Origin of the sequence: Nocardia sp. FBN12 (genome assembly GCF_050320175.1) — a bacterium.
GTDB lineage: Bacteria > Actinomycetota > Actinomycetes > Mycobacteriales > Mycobacteriaceae > Nocardia.
The window spans coordinates 3,708,394-3,728,813 of the sequence record NZ_CP190048.1 but is presented as its reverse complement, the minus strand read 5'-3'; the positions used below and the strand labels follow the sequence as shown (position 1 = coordinate 3,728,813).

Annotated in this window: 17 protein-coding genes and 4 tRNA genes; 6 read left to right on the top strand and 15 right to left on the bottom strand. The window is 66.0% G+C overall.

The genetic code is table 11. The features are described from left to right. The first annotated feature begins 122 nt into the window (after positions 1-122). Positions 123-1,076, top strand: a complete 954-nt coding sequence (locus tag ACQHI0_RS17930) for a hypothetical protein (RefSeq protein WP_427903028.1) — start codon at positions 123-125, stop codon at positions 1,074-1,076. On the opposite strand, the gene ACQHI0_RS17925 is transcribed toward ACQHI0_RS17930, so the two are convergent. From ACQHI0_RS17925 to ACQHI0_RS17900, 6 genes are all read right to left on the bottom strand, one after another. Then, on the bottom strand, positions 1,042-2,229 hold the full coding sequence (locus ACQHI0_RS17925) for a hypothetical protein (RefSeq protein WP_427903027.1): 1,188 nt from the start codon (positions 2,227-2,229) through the stop codon (positions 1,042-1,044). The two genes, ACQHI0_RS17930 and ACQHI0_RS17925, sit on opposite strands and share 35 nt — an antisense overlap. A 52-nt stretch (positions 2,230-2,281) precedes the next feature. Further along, complete coding sequence (gene mraY / locus ACQHI0_RS17920; protein WP_427903026.1) at positions 2,282-3,355, bottom strand: phospho-N-acetylmuramoyl-pentapeptide-transferase; 1,074 nt, start codon at positions 3,353-3,355, stop codon at positions 2,282-2,284. A gap of 104 nt (positions 3,356-3,459) precedes the next feature. Next, entirely contained in the window at positions 3,460-4,482 is a 1,023-nt protein-coding gene (locus ACQHI0_RS17915) for a zinc-binding dehydrogenase (protein ID WP_427903025.1), read from the bottom strand. Next, on the bottom strand, positions 4,458-6,026 hold the full coding sequence (gene phnE / locus ACQHI0_RS17910; protein ID WP_427903024.1) for a phosphonate ABC transporter, permease protein PhnE: 1,569 nt from the start codon (positions 6,024-6,026) through the stop codon (positions 4,458-4,460). Before phnE ends, ACQHI0_RS17915 begins: the two co-directional genes overlap by 25 nt. Beyond that, on the bottom strand, positions 6,023-6,829 hold the full coding sequence (gene phnC / locus ACQHI0_RS17905; RefSeq protein ID WP_427903023.1) for a phosphonate ABC transporter ATP-binding protein: 807 nt from the start codon (positions 6,827-6,829) through the stop codon (positions 6,023-6,025). Before phnC ends, phnE begins: the two co-directional genes overlap by 4 nt. Before the next feature lie 5 nt (positions 6,830-6,834). Next, positions 6,835-7,806, bottom strand: a complete 972-nt coding sequence (locus ACQHI0_RS17900; RefSeq protein ID WP_427909197.1) for a phosphate/phosphite/phosphonate ABC transporter substrate-binding protein — start codon at positions 7,804-7,806, stop codon at positions 6,835-6,837. 109 nt (positions 7,807-7,915) lie between these two features. On the opposite strand from ACQHI0_RS17900, the gene ACQHI0_RS17895 reads away from it, so the two are divergent. Next, positions 7,916-8,647, top strand: a complete 732-nt coding sequence (locus ACQHI0_RS17895; protein WP_427903022.1) for a GntR family transcriptional regulator — start codon at positions 7,916-7,918, stop codon at positions 8,645-8,647. A 52-nt stretch (positions 8,648-8,699) separates the two neighbouring features. Here the strand turns inward: ACQHI0_RS17895 and ACQHI0_RS17890 are convergent. From ACQHI0_RS17890 to ACQHI0_RS17880, 3 genes are all read right to left on the bottom strand, one after another. Then, positions 8,700-8,774, bottom strand: a tRNA-Val gene (locus ACQHI0_RS17890). 1 nt (position 8,775) lies between these two features. After that, positions 8,776-8,846, bottom strand: a tRNA-Cys gene (locus ACQHI0_RS17885). A gap of 40 nt (positions 8,847-8,886) precedes the next feature. After that, positions 8,887-8,958 (bottom strand) — tRNA-Gly (locus tag ACQHI0_RS17880). Between the two features lie 402 nt (positions 8,959-9,360). Between ACQHI0_RS17880 and ACQHI0_RS17875 the strand changes: the two genes are divergently transcribed. Next, positions 9,361-9,435: transfer RNA gene (locus ACQHI0_RS17875), tRNA-Val, on the top strand. A gap of 640 nt (positions 9,436-10,075) precedes the next feature. Here the strand turns inward: ACQHI0_RS17875 and ACQHI0_RS17870 are convergent. Further along, entirely contained in the window at positions 10,076-10,855 is a 780-nt protein-coding gene (locus tag ACQHI0_RS17870; protein WP_427903021.1) for an IclR family transcriptional regulator, read from the bottom strand. 227 nt (positions 10,856-11,082) lie between these two features. On the opposite strand from ACQHI0_RS17870, the gene ACQHI0_RS17865 reads away from it, so the two are divergent. Next, entirely contained in the window at positions 11,083-12,027 is a 945-nt protein-coding gene (locus tag ACQHI0_RS17865; RefSeq protein ID WP_427909196.1) for an acetaldehyde dehydrogenase (acetylating), read from the top strand. After that, positions 12,024-13,061 (top strand): 4-hydroxy-2-oxovalerate aldolase, encoded by a 1,038-nt coding sequence (dmpG, locus tag ACQHI0_RS17860; protein WP_427903020.1) that lies wholly within the window; start codon positions 12,024-12,026, stop codon positions 13,059-13,061. Before ACQHI0_RS17865 ends, dmpG begins: the two co-directional genes overlap by 4 nt. Before the next feature lie 530 nt (positions 13,062-13,591). Here dmpG and hsaB read toward each other — a convergent pair. The 3 genes from hsaB to ACQHI0_RS17845 all read right to left on the bottom strand — a co-directional run bounded on the left by hsaB (position 13,592) and on the right by ACQHI0_RS17845 (position 16,428). Further along, positions 13,592-14,170, bottom strand: a complete 579-nt coding sequence (gene hsaB / locus ACQHI0_RS17855; protein WP_427903019.1) for a 3-hydroxy-9,10-secoandrosta-1,3,5(10)-triene-9,17-dione monooxygenase reductase subunit — start codon at positions 14,168-14,170, stop codon at positions 13,592-13,594. A 5-nt stretch (positions 14,171-14,175) separates the two neighbouring features. Then, entirely contained in the window at positions 14,176-15,336 is a 1,161-nt protein-coding gene (hsaA, locus tag ACQHI0_RS17850) for a 3-hydroxy-9,10-secoandrosta-1,3,5(10)-triene-9,17-dione monooxygenase oxygenase subunit (RefSeq protein ID WP_427903018.1), read from the bottom strand. 159 nt (positions 15,337-15,495) lie between these two features. Further along, positions 15,496-16,428 (bottom strand): LysR substrate-binding domain-containing protein, encoded by a 933-nt coding sequence (locus tag ACQHI0_RS17845; RefSeq protein ID WP_427903017.1) that lies wholly within the window; start codon positions 16,426-16,428, stop codon positions 15,496-15,498. A 142-nt stretch (positions 16,429-16,570) separates the two neighbouring features. On the opposite strand from ACQHI0_RS17845, the gene ACQHI0_RS17840 reads away from it, so the two are divergent. Continuing rightward, entirely contained in the window at positions 16,571-18,010 is a 1,440-nt protein-coding gene (locus ACQHI0_RS17840; protein WP_427903016.1) for an amidohydrolase family protein, read from the top strand. Between the two features lie 636 nt (positions 18,011-18,646). On the opposite strand, the gene ACQHI0_RS17835 is transcribed toward ACQHI0_RS17840, so the two are convergent. Then, positions 18,647-19,549 (bottom strand): alpha/beta hydrolase, encoded by a 903-nt coding sequence (locus ACQHI0_RS17835; RefSeq protein WP_427903015.1) that lies wholly within the window; start codon positions 19,547-19,549, stop codon positions 18,647-18,649. Between the two features lie 7 nt (positions 19,550-19,556). Next, a complete protein-coding gene (locus tag ACQHI0_RS17830; protein WP_427903014.1) occupies positions 19,557-20,372 on the bottom strand; it encodes an alpha/beta fold hydrolase in 816 nt (271 codons plus the stop codon). Positions 20,373-20,420 lie beyond the last annotated feature (48 nt).

The window sequence follows — 20,420 nt, the reverse complement described above, 5'->3', positions numbered from 1 at the left end:
CGATCGGTGACGCACCCGAACGCGGGTCAAGGGGGCTGGCGCCTTTTCGGCGGCTGCGGGAACCTGGTGTCCAGGACGTGCGCGTGAGCCTACGGCAGGTCCCATGGTGAGGGAGTGATGGTGTGAGGACGAAGCGGCTGAGCGAGACCCAGGTGGCGTGTGGACGCCGAGCGTTGCTCGACGAACTGGGTATTTCCGAGGGCAGCCGTCGCGCCGTCACCGAACGTACCGGCTACGGCTGTGGGTGCCCCGAATGCGCCGCCACGCAATGGAATACGCAGCGTCTCGAACACTGGATCTGCGGCAGGCTCACTGCTGCGGGCGCCGACGAGGCCCAGGTCGACGCGCACATCGACGATATCCCGGTCGACATCTACTGGCGCCGCGGCGACCGGCGCTGCGTGGTCGAGGTGCGCAGTGGGCCCCTCGACATCACCGCGGCACGCGCACACCGGAAACGCTTGCAGGCCGCCGGAATCGACGACGTGCTGTGGGTGTGTCCACAGGGTTTCTGGGTGCCCCTGGTCCCCGCGGTCGGCATCGCCGATTTCGCGCCCGCGGCCGCCGACTATCGCATCGACCAGGGCATACTCGCCGCGGGCGACACCGGTTTCGCCGCCCCGGTGCGCGCCGGCGCGGAGTTGCGCGATTTTCTCGCAGGCTGGGTGTCCGGCGAAATCCATTGGGGGCACGCGGATCTCACAACAGGAGGGTGGGCCGACGTGGGCACCTGGGAACGGCACACCGCAGCGCAGGCCGCGATGATCGAGCATCAGCGCACCGAGTTGCGCGATCAACGCGTGCAGCTGGCGGTCTCGCGTCAGGCCGTGCGCGACAAGCAGCGACTGGTCGGGCGCCTGCACAACCGGATCGATCGGGCGGGCGTGAATGCCGACGCCGAGGCCATCACGATGGCCGGGCTGCGCAGCGAACTCGTCGCCCAGCAGCGCGTCGCGGCGAGCCTGCGCGCGAGCATCGGCCGGATGGATCGCACCCTGAATCAATACCAGTGGCTCACCTGCTGCGCGATGCTGCTTGTCCTCACGGTGATGGTCGGCGCGATGGTGATGCGCTGAGCCGCATCGGCACCCGGTCCCACCGCCAGTCGTTGCGTAAGACGAGACCGGCCAGGTCGAGCAGATCCAGGCCGGTCTCCGCGCTCACCGCGGCCAGCGCGGGCCGATCGTAGGGTCCGTGTTCCAGCTCGGTGGCGAGGCGGTCCTCGATCGAGGTATCGACCGTGCGGTCCGCGAGCTGGGTCGGGCCGAGCGCACTGCCGGTCCAGACGAGCCAGCCCCAGCCGTGCTCGTGCGCGTAGGTGCGGCCGAGTTCGGTCTGGACCCGATTGTGGTGGAAGGCGATGCGGCCCAACGGGACCACATCGATGAGCACGGCGCGACCGTCGGTGAGCTGCGCGGCGACCGCCGGATAGTGCACCTGCTCCGCGTCGCCGAACCGGTAGGTCAGCGCGGTCGGTTCCTCCTGGAACGCCGCCACGGCCGGGTCGGCATCGAGGGTCCGGAGCAGCCGGGCCACCATGGCCGAGTCGTAGGCGACGTCGCGGCCCACCTTCGCCAGGTAGAACCGCCCGCGGCCGTCGTCGTCACCGTCGGCCACCCGCGCCGATTCGGTCGGCAGCGGTGCGGCGGACCCGGTCGGCCATTCGACGTGATCCAGCAGCAGCTCGTCGGTGCCGTCCTCGGGCACGTGCAGCTTGGCCAGAATGCTGGCGGTCTTCTTCTGCCAGCCCAGGATTCGCTGCATCACGTAGCCCGCGACCCGCTTGGCGTCGCCCGGCTCATGGCCGGCCAGCCGCAGCTTCAGATACGACCATTCCATGGCCACCAGGTCGGTATCGGTCGCGTAGGTCTCGGCCAGTAGCATGCGCACCAGGCGCAGATCACCCGCCTCGACCGGATAGCGGCGCGCGAACACCCGTGCCGACCGGTGTCCCGAGCGCGCGGCATCGCGCACGATCCGCCCGACCGCTTTGGCGTAGAGCTGGCGGACCCGGTCGCGGGCCAGGTCGTAGCGCGCGCCGATCCGGGTGAGGGTTTCCGGGCGCTGCCCGCCGATCCCCAGGCGCAACGCGACGATCCGCGCGTCGCGGGCCGCGCGTTCGGCATGGTCGGTGAGCAGTTCGCCGACCAGTTCGTCGAGCTCCTCGAGCTCGAACGAGACGTCGGCGGCGATATCGTGGCCCGGTTGCACGACGATCTCAGCACTCACTGCGGCGACCTCCCTCGCTCGGTCGGGTCAGCGTAGCGGCAGCGTCCGACAACTAGAGCGAAGTCATGTACTCGCCGTAGAACAGGCACAGTCCGGTCGCCGACGCGATCCCGGCCAGCACCCAGAACCGGATGATCACCGCGGTCTCGGGCCAGTTGTTCAGTTCGAAGTGATGATGGAACGGCGCCATCCGGAACAGCCGCGTATGGGTCGTGCGAAACACCACGATCTGCAGCACCACCGACATGATCTCCGCGACGAACAGCGCCCCGATCACCACCGCGAGCAGCTCGGTGCGGCTGGTGATCGACAGGCCCGCCAGCAAACCGCCCAGCCCGAGCGAACCGGTATCGCCCATGAAGATCTTGGCCGGCGCCGCGTTCCACCACAGGAATCCGATGCACGCCGCCGCGCCCGCCGCGCTGACCATCGCCAGGTCGAGCGGATCCCGCACCGTGTAGCAGGCCCGTCCCGGGCTGATCTCGCACGAGTTGTCGTACTGCCAGAGCGTGATCACCACGTAGGCGCCGAGCGTGAGGCTCATCGAACCCGCCGCCAGCCCGTCGAGCCCGTCGGTGATGTTCACCGCGTTCGACCACGCCACCACCAGCAACACGATGAACGCGATGAAGAACAGCGACGCGAAGGTGATGGTGCTGATATCGCGAACATAGGACAGGTTGCGCCCGGCGGGCGTGAGCCCCGTGGCACCGGGGAAACGCAGCGCCAGAACGGCGAACACCACCGCCGCCCCGATCTGCCCGATGTACTTACCGGCCGCGGTCAACCCGAGATTGCGATGCTTGCGCAGCTTGATCGAGTCGTCGAGGAAGCCGACCATGCCCAGCGCCGACGCCAGCAGCAGCACCAGCACCCCCGACGCGCTCGGCCCCGGCGCGTCCCACAGCAGCCCGATCAGATGCGATCCCAGATACCCGGACCACACCCCGGCCCCGATCGCCAGCCCGCCCATCGTGGGCGTCCCGCGCTTGGCCTGATGGCTGGCGGGCCCGTCGATCCGGATCTCCTGCCCGAACCCGCGCCGCGCGAAGATCCGGATCAGCCCGGGCGTGAGCGTAATGGTGACGACCAGGGCGATCCCGGCCGACAACAGGATCTGCCTCACTAGATTGCCCTCCATGCCGCCGGTCCCGCACCGGACCGGCCCGGCGATACCGTGTGCCGATACTAGGGGAGCGCACTGCGAAACCGTACGGAGAGTGAGCTGGGTTACAGGCGGGGGGCCACGGCGGTCCGCAGAATCCCGATCGGCGGCCGATGCAGAGCGGCGCCCAGCTGCGTGAGGGCGACCGGCTCGGCGACGACCTCGTCCCACGGGTACTCGCGCACAGTGCGAACCAGGAAGTCGACGGCTCGCCGCAGATGCCGCGGTTCGTAGTTGTGCACGCCGGTGATGGTGAGCCAGCGACGGACCAGTGTTTCCGGGTCGACCGGCAACGGCGGCGTCGGGGCGACCGAACCCGCTAGGACGAGGACGCCGCCGATGTCGAGCCGGCGCAGCGCCGCGTCGATGGCGCTCGCCGACCCGGTGTAGTCGATGGCGACGTCCACGGGATCGGTGTCTGCGGTCGTGGCGCCGAACCGGTGCGCCGTGGTCAGCCGGTCCGGATCGATGTCGACCGCCTGCACCTCGGCGCCGGCCTCGGCGCACGCGGCGACGGCGGTGAGGCCGAGCATGCCCGCGCCGACGACGAGGACACGGCGGCCTCGCAGGTCACCGGCGGCGTCGATGGTGGCCATGACGGTCGCGGTGGCGCACGCGGCGGGCGCGGCCACCGCATCCGGAAGATCCGGTGGCACAACGGCTATCGTCGTTCCGCGCGGCAGGATGATGTGCTGGGCATAGGCGCCCGACAGCGGCCAGTCGCCGTGGAACGGCTCGTGCCCGACCTTGCGCACCGACTCGCACTTGGCGGTGCGCCCGGACCGGCAGCGGGCGCACTTGCCGCAGGTGACGGTCACCGACCAGATCACGCGCTGCCCGACCACGGCCGTCGTGGCCGCACCGACGGCGACGACCTCACCCACGGCTTCGTGGCCGAGGATCGATGGGCACGCGCCGGACCGGCGGCCGGTGACGGTGTGCAGGTCGCTGCCACACACCGTCGCCAGGCGTACTCGCACCAGGGTTTCGCCATCGGCCAGGTCGGGGATCTCGACCTGGCGCAACTCGATGTCCGAGCCGCCGACCCAGATCGCGGCGGTGGTCAGACGAGACGAGAGCGGATCCATCCGGACAACCTTTCGATGGCGTAGACGATCACGAAGATGACGATCACGATGGCGCCCGCGACGTCGAAGTTCAGCGTGCGGATCGATTCGAACAGGAGGAAGCCGATGCCGCCCGCCCCGACGATGCCGAGAATCGTCGAGGTCCGCACGTTGACGTCGAGCAGATACAGCCCGGCCCCGACGATCGCGGGCATCGACTGCGGGAGCACCGCGGCGAACAGCGTCGCCCACCAGCCACCGCCGATCGACCGCACCGCTTCCATCGGTCCCGGCTCGATCTCCTCGACGGCGTCGGCGACCAGTTTGGCGAGGAACCCGACAGACCCGATCGCCAGCGCACAGGTACCGGCTACCGGTCCGAGCCCGAGCGCCGCGACGAAGACCACGGCCAGAATGAGTTCGGGCACCGCGCGGACCAGCAGGATCCAGGCCCGCGCGAGCCAGTACAGCGCGGCGTTCGGGGTCACATTGCGCGCGGCGAGAATACCGACGGGCAGTGAGAACACGATCCCGATCGCCGTGGCGACGACGCCGATCGCGACAGTCTGGGCGGCAGCCTCGAACAGGTCCGTGCCCAGCGCGTCGAAATCGGGCGGAATCATCCGCCCGAAGATCTCGACCGATGGCCCGATCCAGGTGAACAACGAGCCCGGGTTCAGGTCGAGGACCACGAACGCGGCGAGAACCGCGCCGATCAGCAACCCGCTGAAGCCGAAACGCACCGCACGGTCGAAGCCGGGGCGGGTGTGCGCAGGGTCGAGGAGCATCCGCCGGATCGCAATCGACAGCAGTTCCATCGCGGTGATGACGACCAGGATGACCCCGACGATACCGAGCGCCCGCGGATAGATCAGCCCGCGCAGCGCGTCCTGCAACGCGAATCCGATGCCACCCGCACCGACGAATCCGAGCACCACCGACATCCGCAGGTTGATGTCGATCCGATAGACGAAGGTGCCGATCCACGACGGAACAACCTGGGGAACAACAGCATTGAGCATTTCCCGGAAATAGCCGACGCCGGTGCTCCGTACCGCTTCGCGCGGCCCGGGGTCGGTGGCCTCGATGGCGTCGGCGAAGAGTTTGCCGAGCATGCCGATCGAATGCAGCGCGAGCGCGAGGATGCCGGGCAGCACGCCGATGCCGAGAGCCCGCACGAACAGCACCGCGAACAGCAGGTCGGGCATGGCCCGGCAGAAGGTGATGATCGCCCTGGCCACCGCGTAGACGGCCGGGTGCGGACTCGTGTTCCGCGCGGCCAGAAAGGCCAGCGGCACCGAGGCGATGGCGGCGAGAACCGTGCCGAGGACGGCCATCAACAGGGTCTGCACCGCCAGGTCGGCGATCCGCCCCGGATTGTCGAGCCGCGGCGGCAGCATCCGTTCCAGCAGTGCCACCACGTCGTCGGCGCCGTCGAGCAGCGCGGCGGGCGCGAAGTCGATCAACCACGCCGAGATCAGCGTGGCGGCGAGAAAGGCGAGGGCGATCAGGTGCAGCAGACCAGGCCGCGGCCGGATCGGGGGCTTGTCGAGCGTGGTGGTCATGACGGTTCCGGCCGCGCCACGACCGCGGGGTCGACGCGCTGGTAGACACTCATCACGTCGTCGCGGGTCATCCCCACGGCAGGCCGGTCGAGCACCTTCTGTCCATTGCGCAGGCCGACGATGCGATGGGCCCAGCCGAGCGCGAGGTCGACCTGGTGCAGGGTGCACACCACCGTCAGCTTCTCCTCGATGCACACCCGGAACAGCAGATCCATGACGATGGCGGCATTCTCGGGATCCAGCGACGCGACCGGTTCGTCGGCGAGCAGCAGTCCGGGCTGCTGCATCAGGGTGCGCGCGATGGCTACCCGCTGCTGCTGCCCACCCGACAACGTGTCGGCGCGCCGCTGCGCGAAGTCGGCGAGCCCGACCCGATCCAGATGCGTGAGGGCCGCCGCCCGCATCTTCGCCGGATAGGTCAGCGCGCCGTAGCGTGGCAGGGCCAGCTGGGCCAGACCGCCGATGAGCACGTTCTCCAGGCAGCTGAGTCGGCCAACGAGATTGAAGTCCTGGAACACGAACCCGACGTTGCGGCGCAGCGCCCGCAACTGCCGCTTGGACGCTTGGTCGACGCGAGTTCCGCCGACTTCCACGGTTCCCGAACTCACCGGTTGCAGGCCGTTGAGGCACCGCAACAGGGTGGATTTGCCGGACCCGGACAGGCCGAGCAGGACGAGCAGTTCGCTGCGGTGCACGTCGAGCGAGACGTTGTCGAGCGCGAGGGTGTCCCCGAATCGTCGGGTGACCTCACGTGCGGTGATGACCAGATCGTCTCCTGCGACGACCTGTCCGGGAGTGGTCATGCTGCTCAGCCCTTGCACTTCTCGGAGCCGGTGACCGTGCAGACCTTGCGGACGCCGCTGTAGTCGGTGTCGGTGACGGGGACGAAACCCCACGCGCGCTCGTCGGTGATGCGGCAGGCATCGCCGGCGCAGTACCCTTCGCGCTCCAGATTCTCGACGTTGACCTTCTCGGTGAACAGCGCCGCGAGCGTTTCGACGGCCGCGGTGCCCAGCGCGTTGTTGGCCGCGAACACCGACCCCGCGATCATCTCGGACTTCCACACCGTCTTGAGTTCGCCTGCCTTCAGATCGCCCTTGTCGATCATGGTCTTGTCGACCATGGTGTCGAAGGCGAAGCCGGCGTCGCAGTCACCGTGGGCGATGGCCAGCGCCGAGGAATCGTGTCCGCCGGCGTAGATCGGGGACATCCCGGCCGAGATGTCGGCCTCCGCACCGGATTTGATGACCCCGGCCTCGATCAGACCGGCGGTCGGATACAGGAATCCCGAGGTCGAACTGGGATCGACAAAGCACACCTTCTTACCCGCGAAGTCCTTCAGCCCCGTGATCGAACTCGCGTCCGAGCGCGCCAGCCCGTAGGACTGGTAGCCGGGTGTGGCGCCCTTGTTCTTGATGACCGCGCCCACCGGCGTGATGTCGGCACCGTTGACACCGGCAACGACATAGGCGAACGGGCCGAAGAAGGCGAGGTCGACGTTGCCGGCGATCATGCCCTCGACCACACCCGCGTAGTCGGACGCCTGGACGAACTCGACCTTCGAGCCGGTCTCCTTCTCGAGTATCTTGATCAGCGGTTCGTAGCTGGCTTTGAGGTCAGTCGAGTTCTCTGCCGGGATAGCTGCCAGAGTCAGGGTTTCGGGGAATCCCTGCGCGGTCACCGCGCCGGAATCGGATCCCGAACAGCCTGCGAGGGCGAGTAAGAGTGTTGCGGCGAACGCCGCGGCGATCAAGGCGGGGCGGCGCATGCGAATCTTCATGCCCATGACGGTGATCCTTGGTCTATACCAAGACGTGCATGCCGGGGAAGCAGCAGGTAAACAGCAATCGACTTTCTTGGTCTAGACCAAGATTTGATACGCTCGTGCAATGACCGCACCCGCTGAACCCCGAGTGCTCAAACATCAAGTCGTCCGCGCGCAGCTGGATCGAATGCTCGATGACATGCAGGTAGGTGACCCGTTTCCCGCCGAGCGTGAGATCGCCGAGACCTACGATGTCGCTCGCGAAACGGTGCGCCAGGCGCTGCGCGAACTCCTGCTCGCGGGCCGGGTCGAACGCCGCGGCCGCACCACGATCGTCGCGCGGCCCAAGATCCGTCAGCCCCTCGCGATGGGCTCCTACACCGAAGCCGTCAAGTCGCAGGGCCTGACCGCGGGGCGCATTCTGGTCGGCTGGCTGGACCTGGCCGCCGACGAAACACTGGCCGCGACCTTGGCCATCGAGACCGGTGCGCCGATCATCCAGCTCGAGCGCGTGCTGACCACCGACGGTGTGCGGGTCGGCCTCGAGACCACCAAACTCCCCGCCGACCGTTACCCCGGTCTGGCCGATACCTTCGACTACCGCGATTCGCTGTACGCCGAAATCCGCAGCCGCGGAATCACCTTCGAGCGCACCGTCGACACGATCGAGACCGCGCTCCCCGATGCCCGCGAATCGGCCCTGCTGTCGGTGGACACCCGAACCCCGATGTTCCTGCTGAACCGCGTCTCCTACGACCAGAACAACATCCCCATCGAACAACGTCGATCCCTGTATCGCGGCGACCGGATGACGTTCACGGCGATCATGCACGCCGATCAACACCCGCCGAACTGACCGCAACGCAAACAAGTCAGGCCCCCTCGAAAGGGGGCCTGACTTGGTACGGTGGTGCGCGATACTGGGATTGAACCAGTGACCTCTTCCGTGTCAGGGAAGCGCTCTCCCGCTGAGCTAATCGCGCGAGGTGGAGACGGGAATCGAACCCGTGTGCACGGCTTTGCAGGCCGTTGCCTCACCACTCGGCCACTCCACCGTACAAAGGAGGATGGGGCTAGTGCCTTACCTACCTCTCGAGCGGATGACGAGATTCGAACTCGCGACCCTCACCTTGGCAAGGTGATGCGCTACCACTGCGCCACATCCGCATTTACTTCACACTTAGGGGAGCGGCTCGGCCTAGCGGCTCTGCTGCTCTCTGCGGTGCGATGAGAACATTAGCCGACGTTCGACGCAGACTACAAATCGCCTGGTAAACAGGCCTAAATATGAATTACACCCGTGTCACCCACGCCCACCGGACCGATCCGCAGCCCACCGACGCCACCCACTCACATCATGAAACATAGATATGCGCATCTATATGATGCCAGGGTCTTCGGAGCGGAACGTCGATCGCGCGCTCACGCACACACGCGCGCAAGCGCGGGCATCGACTGCCAGGCCCAACCCCGAAACCCCGCTTCACAAGGCGATTTGGTGTCATCCCGGCCCCCCGTGCTAATGTTCCATCTCGTTCGAGCGGCTCAAAACCGCCCGGCGAAGTGTTCGGTCCCATAGCTCAGTGGGAGAGCGTCCGCCTCACACGCGGAAGGTCGCTGGTTCGAAACCAGCTGGGACCACCACAAAGTGCAGGTCAGGCCCCTTTTGGGCTCGGCCGTGCAATACGTGCAATAGCGTTCGGGTGTTGGGCTTGAACGCTGATGCGTAGGGGTACCGAGCACGCTCGACAGGCACGCGGATGTGTGGCGCCCGTCATAATCGCTATCAACTGCCCGCTCCGCTCGATGCGTTGACGCGGGGCAACTTCGGCCAACAAACTGCCGCGACTCGACGCAACTAAGTGTCGAAATGTGGTGTGTCTCAACATATTCCGTTGGGTCGGTCACATTTGCTGCGTTGATGTCGTCGATCGCTATCTGGATCTGCTGTCGGAACCCCCGTCGAGCGTCGGCACGCCGCCGAGATCCGCGCCGCGGCGGAACCGCTGGTCGCCGAGGACATCGCTCACGCCATCGCCTACGCGGTAGCGGCTCTCGCACGGGTGAACCGTGGCCGAGCTCTTGCCCACGCGGATAAGTAGCTCTTACCGGAGCTAGCGCTGATTGTGTCTGTCGCCGCGAAGTGAGATGAACGCTATCGTGCTGCGGCGGCGAGAAGGCCACGTCCAGCAACACCGAGATGATCCAGTAGGCTGCGTGGGAGGTCGTCGTGGACCGCAGGCCAAAGGTGAGCTGATGGTTGGGGCGAGACCCGTGGGGCCGGTCATGACGGTCGTTTCACATCCCGCAGGATGTCACGACGGGTCAGGGTGCGGGCAATGCCAGCGGCCGCGGCGCGTACGGCGTGGATATGTGCGTCGGGCCGGAATCGGGTGCTCGGGCCGGCGATGCTGATGGCGGCGACCGGCGTGTTGTCGCTGCCGAAGATGGGCGCGGCCACGCAGACAAGGCCGATTGCGGATTCCTCGTGCTCGAATGCGTAGCCGGTCTTGCTGACCTGCTGGAGTTGACGGCGCAGTATTCCGGGCGCCACGACTGTATGCGGCGTTCGTCGGGTGAGTGGCTCCGACAGCACCGCCCGGCGCAGCGCGGGATCGGCGTCGGCGAGCAGGGCTTTGCCGATGGCCGTGCAGTACAGGGGGAGCCGGCCGCCGGTGCGCGATGGAGCGCTGGTCTGTTTGTGTCCGCCTATCTTGGCGAGATACACCACGTCGTGGCCGTCTCGTACGCCGAGATGGACCGTTTCGTGGGTACGTTCGTAGAGGTCCTGGATGAACGGCATCGCAATCTCGAGCATGCTGCGTTCCACTGACGCGCGCATGCCGAGTTCGAACAGGCCGCCGCTCAGTCGGTACCCCTCATCGCTCCGATCGAGAAGGCGATTCGTGACCAGGTCCCCGGCGAGCCGGTGGACGGTTGCTTTGTGCAGGCCGGTCCGCCGGACCAGTTCAGCCAGCGGGAGCGCCTGGTCATCGGTGCGAAATGCGCGCAGGATCGTTACCGCCTTGCCCAGGACGGTGCCGACATCGGCGCCAGCGGTCATGGTGTCACAGTATCGCTCAGCGAGACGAAACGGTGGTGGCGTCGAATTGCGGCACGGAGAGTGGGTGCCATGAACGTCTCAAAAAACCCAACGACCTCCGCGACCGCAGGCCGCACTGCCGACGCGGTCCAGGTGCAACTGCGGGCGGTGGCCCAGTTACATTCGGTCGAGCCCGGCCCGACACTGTCCGGTCACCGTACCGTGACCGTGCGCCTGGGAGCCGGAGCATGAGCAAGATCAAAGTCGCGGTTATCGGCTCGGGAAATATCGGCACCGACCTGATGATCAAGGTGCTTCGCACCTCGGCTCACCTCGAAATGGGCGCGATGGTCGGCATAGATTCGGCGTCGGATGGGCTAGCACGTGCTGCCCGCTTCGGCATCCCGATCACTGCCGAAGGCGTCGAAGGTTTGGTTGCGATGCCAGGATTCGACGAGATAGAGATCGTCTTCGATGCCACCTCGGCCAAGGCGCACCTCGCCAATGAGGCACGACTGCGGCCGTTCGGGAAACGGATGATCGACCTGACGCCGGCGGCAATCGGGCCGTACGTTGTGCCCGCGGTCAACGCCGACGATCACGTGGACGCTCCGAACGTGAACATGGTGACCTGCGGCGGCCAGGCGACGATCCCGATCGTGGCGGCGGTCTCCCGCGTTGCTCATGTGGCCTACGCCGAGATAGTCGCCTCGATCGCGTCGAAGTCTGCCGGCCCGGGAACCCGGGCCAACATCGACGAATTCACCGAGACCACCTCCGCCGCGATTGTGTCGGTTGGTGGCGCACGGCGGGGGAAGGCGATCATAGTACTGAATCCGGCCGAGCCGCCGCTGGTGATGCGCGATACCGTCTTCTGCCTCGTCGATGCGCCAGATCCCGTTGTGCACGAACAGATCCGGCAGTCGATCCGGGAAATGGTGGCCGACGTTGCCGCCTACGTTCCGGGTTACCGGCTCGAACAGCAGGTGCAGATCACCGAGATACCGGCAGACCAGCCGGTGCACACGTTGTTCGCCGATGGTCGCCACCCCACCCATCAAGTGTCGGTGTTCCTCGCAGTTGAGGGCGCTGCCCATTATCTGCCCGCGTACGCGGGCAATCTCGACATCATGACCTCCGCGGGCTTGCAGATCGCGGAACGGATCGCCCAGCGGAAGGAACTCGCGCGATGAGCACCACCGTTTTCGTCCAGGACGTCACCTTGCGCGACGGCATGCACGCCGTGCGCCACCGGATCCGGCCCAGCGAGGTACGCCGCATCGTTGCTGCGCTGGATGCTGCCGGGGTCGACGCCATCGAGGTGGCCCACGGTGACGGCTTGGCCGGGGGATCGCTGAACTACGGGCCGGGATCGAATACTGACTGGGAGTGGATCGAGGCCGCCGCCGAGTCGATCGACCGTGCACGCCTGACTACGCTTCTCCTGCCCGGTGTGGGTACGGTCCATGACCTGCGACGCGCATACGACCTCGGTGTGCGCTCGGTGCGGGTGGCGACTCACTGCACCGAAGCCGACGTCTCGGCCCAGCACATCGCCACCGCCCGTGAGATCGGGATGGACGTCTCGGGCTTCCTGATGATGAGCCATATGGCACCCGCGGACGAGCTCGCCAGGCAAGCGATGTTGATGGAATCGTATGGCGCGCACTGTGTTTACGTCACCGATTCCGGTGGGCGTCTGACACTGACCGGTGTGGCCGAACGGGTGCGCGCGTACCGCGACGTGCTCGATCCCGGCACCGAGATCGGCATCCACGCCCATGAGAACCTGTCGCTGTCGGTTGCCAATTCCGTCGTCGCCGTCGAGAACGGCGTCACCCGAGTGGACGCCTCACTAGCAGGGCACGGTGCCGGCGCAGGCAACTGCCCGCTCGAGGCATTCATCGCAGTCGCCGAACTCTACGGGTGGGACCACGGCTGTGACCTGTTCGCTCTGCAGGACGCCGCCGACGACATCGTCCGTCCATTGCAGGACCGCCCGGTGCGCGTGGATCGGGAAACGCTCACTCTCGGCTACGCCGGTGTGTATTCCAGTTTCCTCCGCCATGCCGAGACCGCATCCGAGCGCTATGGCGTCGACGTACGATCTCTGCTGATGGAGGCCGGTAAGCGACGTCTGGTTGGCGGGCAAGAGGACATGATCGTCGATATCGCGCTGACGATGATGGCCGAACGTGACAGTGGTGCAGGGGAACTCGCGGTCTGATCGGTGCGGCGTACAGCGAGCTGGTATTGATGGCTCGCGTGCAGGCGCCGTCTGATCTGTAGTTGCGGCTGATGCGGGCTCGGGCGGAGTCGGCTCGTAGGCCGCGGCCTCTTTCAGGCCGCGGCCGTGGGTGCTGCCCAGACTCGGTGGAACGCTATGGAGTCATTGTGGTTCCAACATCAGCCACTGCGAGGATGGGCTCCACGAGCAATCGATGGCTTCGACGACCACACGGACATCGACGACCGGCTTCGGGGCGCATCCGAACGGCCGAATTCGTCGCGCTGGCAAGCGTTCTGGCTGAACAGTCGAGCTGCCCGAGCCAAGGCGTGTCGTTCGCCCGAATAGGTCGAGCCTCGCGGTAGATCAGGGCCTCGCGCAAGCGCTGGTTCCGGTGGGGGTACTGCTACCAGACGGGTCGGCTGAGCGCCTCCCGACGACGAGCACGGCCGAGCCTGTGGATGCCTCGAGCGGATTCGCTCGGGTCCCACGGGCTCGGCCGTGCCGGTGCGCAATCGGATTGGGAAATGCTAGAACCAGTCGTCGGGTCGGCACGCTAGCTGATCGATGGCAATCGTTGCCGGGGTGGTCTCGTCGATGGCGGCGTAGGCGCCGCGGTAGAACAGCAGGGGAGCGGTTGGGCCGCCCGCCGACAGGGTGGTGACGCGGCCGGTGACTATGTGGTGATCGCCGCCATCGAGGACGTCGCCGACCTCGCAGTCGATCCAGGCGAGAACGTTATCCAGTACAGGTGCGCCGCCGGGTGAGGGGGTCCATCGAGTCTTGGCGAACTTGTCCTCGCCGCGCCGGCCGAAGACGGTGCTCACCTCATGCTGATCGGCTGCGAGCAGATTGACTGTGAAGTGCCCGACACGTTCTATGGCGGCCCACGCGCGTGAACTCTTTGCTGGGCAGAACAGGACCAGCGGCGGGTCGAGCGACAGCGCGGAGAACGACTGGCATGCGAAGCCGACCGGTTCTCCGTTTTCGACTGTCGCGATGACCGCAACGCCGGTGCAGAAGTTGCCGAGAACTCGGCGGAAGTGTGTCGGATCCACGGTGTTCGCTGCAGGTGTCGGGGTGGCCTCGGTGACGGTCGCGGCGATCATGACGCTCACAGCATCCCGCCGTCGATCGTCGCGCCGAACTCTTCGTCGCCAAACATCTTCAGCGCGGCCTCCGGGTCGTTGACGGCATGTACTCGGCCCGTATGCGCGTCCCGCCAGAAGCGCTGGATCGGTGCGCCGGTGGAGATGGCTGAGGCGCCGGAGTTCTCGAAGAGCCGGTCGATGGCGTAGATGGCGCGTTCTGATGCTCGGACCTGGTCGCGGCGCACCTTGGTGCGCAAGGGCATCGGGACCTCGCCGGACCGTGCGGCGGCCTCGATATCGGTGATGTTCGTGGTCAGCTGAAGCCAGGCGGCGTCGATTTCGCTGGCGGCCTGGGCCACCCTGACTTTGGCGAATGGATCATCCTTGGACCGTGCACCACCGTAGACGCGGACCCGTTCCTTCTGGTGTGCGACGTGGGCGTCGTAAGCGCCGACTGCCATGCCGACAATGGGTGTGGTGATCGTCGTGCTCATCAGTGAAAACAGTGGAACGCGATACAGGGGATTGGTGTTGACTGCCTGACCGGGGCACTCGCAACGGAAGGAATCTGCGAAGCTCAGGACCCGATGCTCCGGCACGAAGGCATCATCCACGATGATGTTGTTGCTGCCGGTGCCGCGAAGTCCGACGGTGTGCCACACGTCCTCAATGGTGTAGTCCTCGGCCGGCACCAGCATGGCCAGATTGTCGACGGGCTTGCCGTCTTCACCGAGAATGAGGGCGCTGAGAATAGCGCCGCCGGCATAGGCGGAGCCCGAGGAGAAGCTCCACTTACCACTGAGCCGATATCCGCCCTCGGTGGCGGTCGCCCTGCCCATCGGGGCGTACGCCGACGACATCAGGACATCGGGATCGTCTGCCCACATGTCATCCTGTGCCTGCTCCGAAAATGTTGCGAGGTGCCAGTTGTGGGCGCCGAGGACCGAGGCGACCCAGCCGGTGGATCCACAGGCGCTCGCGATCAGCTTGACGGCGGAGTAGAAGGGCACGAGGCCGGATTCGGATCCACCGTAGCGGGCAGGCTGGAGCATCCGGAAGAAACCGGTCTCGCGGATTTGCTTGATGGATTCGTCCGGAACCATGCGGTTGTCCTCGGATTCCTGCGCGCGTTCGCGCAATGCTGGCAGAAGATCCCTGATGCCGTCGAGAACTTGTTCGGTCATGGCGTGCTCCTGTTCGGTGGCCGTGCAGTGTGTCGGAGGTCTCACTCCTTGTTGCACTAAGCATCACGCTTGGGAGCCATGCCGGACAAATGCCTATTGATCCTTGATCAATGCCCCCAGTGCATAGGCTAGGGGTAATTTTTGATCGACCATTGCCGCTCAGCTGCAGGTAGGTGCCATCTCGCCCGCGATTATCCTCAGGTTGTCGACGAGGGCTGCTGTTGATGGGCTCAGGGTTCGGCTGGCGGAGAGTGTGAGGCCGACGCTGTGTCCGATGGGCTCCAGCGAAACAGGAAGGGGCGTCAGTCTGTTGTCGTCCCTGGCAATGAGACTTGGGAGCGCCGCGATCATGTCTGTTTCCAGGAGCAGTCGCCGCACGGTGAGGAAGGAAGTTGCCTCGACACGATTGTCCGGCAACGCCATTGCATTGCGTACGAAATACTCCTCGAGCTCGCGCCGCAGCGAAGTCTCGGTGCCGGGCAGGATCCAAGGAAACCCACGTAGGTCTTCGAGCGTGAGATCAACGCGATCGGACAGCGGATGGTCCGAGCGTGTGACGAGTTCGATGGATTCCTGATATAGGGTCTTGCGCGTCAAAATTTCGTCGGTCGCCGCCGTGAGTCGGCCGACGATGAGATCGACGCGCCCAGCCTCGAGTTCGACGAGCAACGTCTCGGGAGTTCCTTCTCGCACGATCACGGTGAGCAAGGGGCGCTGGGCTTTGAGTCGGGCAATCGCGACCGGGAGCAGCACGTTGGAGCCCGCAAGGTGTGTGCCGACCGCTACCGTGCCGCGGTCGGCATCGGCTAACTCCATGACATGCCGACCCGCCTGACTCAGCTGTGCCATCACGGCCCGGGCATGCGTGGTGAATGCCTCGCCGAAAATGGTGGGGGTGATACCGCGTGCGCCCCGCTTGTACAGCGAGACACCGAGGATCGTCTCCAGGTCGTGCAGGCTGCGGGTCGCGACAGGCTGGGTCACGTGTAGTGCGGCCGCAGCGCCGACCACGCTACCCTGCCTGGTCAGGGCGTCGACGAGGACGAGGTGTCGCAGCTTCAGCCGCCCGTCCAGCAGTTTGGGCATGTCCACGAGCCGAGCGTATCGGTAAGCCGAGCGCTGCGATAGGTGAAATCGGCGAGTTCGCTGTGAAGCCATGTCCGTTGGGGCATGAGTCCGGAACGAACAAGCATTGGCATGACCCTCGTCACGTGACGACGATGTACGGATGAGCATGAGAAGAACTGTCATCACGGGCGGAACTGTCATCAGCATGGACGACGAGTACGGCGACCTCCCGGACGGAGCTGTTCTCATCGAGGGTGACCGGATCACGGCCGTCGTGCGGTCCGCCGACGAGTTCACTGGTATCGACGCTGAGGTCATTGATACCGAGGGTGGCTACATCCTGCCCGGAATGATCGACAGCCATCGGCACACGTGGATGGCATTGCTGCGAGGGATCTCAGCGGACCAGTCCCTGCTCGAGTTCCTGGCCTCGACCTTCTACGGGATCGGCTCGATCGTCCGACCGGAGGATGCGGCTGCGGCTTCGACGGTCGGCGCGCTCGAAGCCCTCGACGCCGGGGTAACGACGATCATGGATTGCCACGACTGTGTGAACAGTCCGGATCACGCGCGCGCGGACATCGAGGCATTGCGCGCCGTCGGAATCCGCTCGGTCTATGCGTATGGCATGCAGCAGTACGACTACCGGCCGCCTGTCTTCGAATCTCATGAGCACCGCCTCGGCGAAGCGGAGCGGCTGCGGTCGGAGTACTTCGCTTCGGATGACAGTCTGTCCCGAATGGGGATGCTGTACAGCGATTTCGGCACCGTCGCGTTCGCCGAAACCGCAGCGGAGATCCGAAAGGTCCGCGAGCTGGGAATCCTCGGCGCCTCACACACCGGTGCCGCGACGAACTCGATCCTGCTGAGGGGGCTGCACGAACTTCATCACCATGGACTGCTTCTGCCCGGGCACCTGCACATCCACTGTCCAGCCCTCGACGATGGGGAATGGAGGCTACTCGCCGACACCGGTGCGAAGGTCACCATCGCGCCCGAGACCGAGATGCAGATGGGCATGGGACATCCGCCGTTCCGGGCGGCACTCGATCACGGTCTGGCCCCGGCGATCAGCACAGACATCGTGTGCGTCGGCTCGGGCGACCTGTTTTCTCAGATGCGTCTGGGTCTGCAGTTCCAGCGAGCGCTCGACCACGCCGTCACCCATGCGATCGGGACTGTGCCCGCAACAGTGCAACTCGGTGTCCATGATGCACTCAGCTGGGCAACGCGCAACGGCGCCGCCGCGCTGGGGCTCGGTGACGCTGTCGGTTCGATCACCGCCGGTAAGAAGGCCGACGTGATCGTCGTCAAACCGCGGATGGACCTGGTGCGGTCGAGCTACCCGGCCGGCTCGGTGGTGCTGCAGTCCACCGCAGCAGACGTGGACACCGTCATGGTCGACGGCGTGATCCGCAAGCACAACGGTCGCCTTGTCGGTCAGGATCTAGCCGCGGTTCGATCCAACGCGAACGCCGCACTCGACCGGATCGAGAAGGCGGCCGCGGGCCTGGCCACGCACAGCACCGAGGAAATCTACGGTTGGTTCACTGCGGCCGAGCAGACGGCCTCCGCCAACTTCGCCCAGGCCTACGTCGAGGATTGACCTGAGCCGTTCGGCGCTGTGGCCATGGCCGGCGCGGAATCTGCGATGCCAGGCGCGCCCGCCGGCGGACAGCACCGCGCCGCCAGAGATCAGCGTTAGGTTGGCGCATTCCACAACGCGATTCGTCGGGAGCTCCTCGGGACCCGAATGACGGATCGTACCGATCGCCGCTTCGCTCAGCTGTGAGAACCTGGGTATTTCGTCCGTACCCGCACGCGCGGCCACCGCGGCGATACCGGCCTTGGCCGGACTGCGCGGCCTTCGCTTCGACGGTGATCGCGAGCTGAGCCGAGCCAGGGTCCTGGTCGCGGCATGATGTCGCGGCATTGATGGGGGCGAATCCGGCGGACTGGACCAGGACCAATACCGCGAACCGCCCGGGCCGGCTCTGCGCGACCCGGATGGTAGCGGCCGACACTGTTGCCGATGATCGTGGTTCGGCGGAAACCGTTCGCCGACAGCGCATCCCACACCCACAGGGCGACCTCGGCGAGCCCGTCTGCGGTGACCGCGGTCGGATCCCTTGCCAGGCGCTGCCAGGTGTGCGTCACAGACCTGACCGAACGGTGTGGGTGGAGCCGTCAGCGACTGTGGTCCAGTGGTCCGGCCGAACCCAGCATCGGCCTTCCCGGACGGCTAACCCGTCACTCGTTTGCGGCCGGTGACACGATCCTTGACGGCGTCCCGTTTCCCAAGGTCATCGATCACGCGGACAAGGGCGATGGTGAGGTCCGAACTGGGGTCGGCCAGGTCCAGGAAGACGTCATAGTGATTCCGGTTCGGGATGACGAGCAGTTCGCTGGGGGAGTGGGCCGCCCACATCCGGTGGAACTTCCGGCTCTGTTCGAGGAATCCGGCTCCATCGCGTTCGGCGACGGCGAAGACCGCCCTCGGGCCGGTACCAGATGCATGGAGCATAGGGCTGAGTAGCTCGGCGCGACGGATATCGAGACCGAGCCACTCATTGGCAAACGAGTCGATCAGGGGACGTAGATCGAAGAGGCCGCTGATCGGCATCGCTGCGCGGACAACGTGATCCGGTAGGTCGAAGTCACGTTGCCAGCCGGCCGTCATGACGGAACCGGTGAGATGACCGCCGGCCGAACTGCCGCCCACGACGATGCGCTCAGGGTCGAGCCCATGTGCTGCTCCGTGGTGATGCACCCAGGCCACGGCGGCCCGGACCTGGCGGACGATCTCCTCCAGCGAGGTCCCGGGTGCGAGGCCATAGTCGACCGAGACGGTAGCGATGCCGGCGGCATCGAGAGTACGTGCCATGAAGGCCGTGTCGTGCCGCGACAGTGCCCGCCAGTAGCCTCCATGGATGACCAGAAACACGGGGCGCAGTTCGTCGGTGGCCGTGCCCCAGACGTCGAGCTTCTGCCGACTGTCCGGGTCGTAGTACAGGCCCTCGAACCCGTGCAACCCTGCGACTGCCCGTTCGGATTGGGCTCGGTACTCGGCCATTACCTGGTCGAACAGTTCCGGGGTGACTGTGTTGCGGACGTTGTACTCGACGTCGACCTGGGGATCGGACATCGAACGGTCAGAACGTGGAGCGAGCGAGGGTGCGAACTTCCTCGGCGACCAGGGCAGGCGAGTCGAGGGTGGGGAAGTGCGTCTCGCCGCCGAGCATGCGGAAGGTGAACCACTGATGGGCGTCATGGAAGTCCTGCTGTGCCTGCAGGTATTCCGGCGCGGTCGGCTGGGAGAACAAGTGCCTGATGGGCCGGTGCTCGGCCACCTTGTCCATCCGCTGCAGGGGCGATCCCCACTGACGGTAGGCGGCGGCGATGACATCGCAAGAGCGGGCCCACATCTCGTGGTCGAAGGCTGCCATCTCATTGTCGAGATGGTTGCGGACCAGCTCGTTGGAGCTGCCATTGAGCCAGATGTCGAACAGCTCGCGCTGGGCTGCCTGCCAGTTGTCCGGGTCGTGGCTGCCGGCGAGGCCGGCAAGGAACTCCGCCGAGGCAGGCGTCATGAGCCAGTCGATGACTATTGCTGCCGGCGCGCGATCGGCACCGACGTGATCGGTGAGCTCGAGGTTCGCCCAGCCGCCGTGCGAGGTCGACAGCGGCAGGAACCGGTCGACGCCGATTGCGTCCAGGACGGCCAGGGTATCGCCTGCCTGCTCGGTCGGGCCGAAATCCGCTACCGGGGTGCGGTCTTCGCCGTGGCCGCGCCAGTCGATTCGGACGACATGGTGGTCTTCGGCCAGCAGCGGGACCAGCGGGTCGAACAGCCGGTGGTCCTGGCACCAGCCGGTAAGAAGGGCGATCGTCGGTGTGCCGCGATCGCCGTGCTCATCGTACGAGATCGCATGTCCGGCAACATCGAGGCTCTTCATTGTGGAGGTCATCAGGCTTCCTTTCGATTCGGGTCGGTGCCGACGAAGTGGCAGGTCCCG

Coding starts and splice junctions, on each gene's coding strand:
- ACQHI0_RS17870 (WP_427903021.1), bottom strand. CDS start 10,855: ATGACCGCTGGCGCCGATGTCGGCACCGTCCTGGGCAAGGCGGTAACG.
- ACQHI0_RS17840 (WP_427903016.1), top strand. CDS start 16,571: ATGAGAAGAACTGTCATCACGGGCGGAACTGTCATCAGCATGGACGAC.
- dmpG (WP_427903020.1), top strand. CDS start 12,024: ATGAGCACCACCGTTTTCGTCCAGGACGTCACCTTGCGCGACGGCATG.
- hsaB (WP_427903019.1), bottom strand. CDS start 14,170: ATGATCGCCGCGACCGTCACCGAGGCCACCCCGACACCTGCAGCGAAC.
- hsaA (WP_427903018.1), bottom strand. CDS start 15,336: ATGACCGAACAAGTTCTCGACGGCATCAGGGATCTTCTGCCAGCATTG.
- ACQHI0_RS17830 (WP_427903014.1), bottom strand. CDS start 20,372: ATGACCTCCACAATGAAGAGCCTCGATGTTGCCGGACATGCGATCTCG.
- ACQHI0_RS17835 (WP_427903015.1), bottom strand. CDS start 19,549: ATGTCCGATCCCCAGGTCGACGTCGAGTACAACGTCCGCAACACAGTC.
- ACQHI0_RS17865 (WP_427909196.1), top strand. CDS start 11,083: ATGAGCAAGATCAAAGTCGCGGTTATCGGCTCGGGAAATATCGGCACC.
- ACQHI0_RS17895 (WP_427903022.1), top strand. CDS start 7,916: ATGACCGCACCCGCTGAACCCCGAGTGCTCAAACATCAAGTCGTCCGC.
- phnE (WP_427903024.1), bottom strand. CDS start 6,026: ATGACCACCACGCTCGACAAGCCCCCGATCCGGCCGCGGCCTGGTCTG.
- ACQHI0_RS17915 (WP_427903025.1), bottom strand. CDS start 4,482: ATGGATCCGCTCTCGTCTCGTCTGACCACCGCCGCGATCTGGGTCGGC.
- ACQHI0_RS17900 (WP_427909197.1), bottom strand. CDS start 7,806: ATGAAGATTCGCATGCGCCGCCCCGCCTTGATCGCCGCGGCGTTCGCC.
- phnC (WP_427903023.1), bottom strand. CDS start 6,829: ATGACCACTCCCGGACAGGTCGTCGCAGGAGACGATCTGGTCATCACC.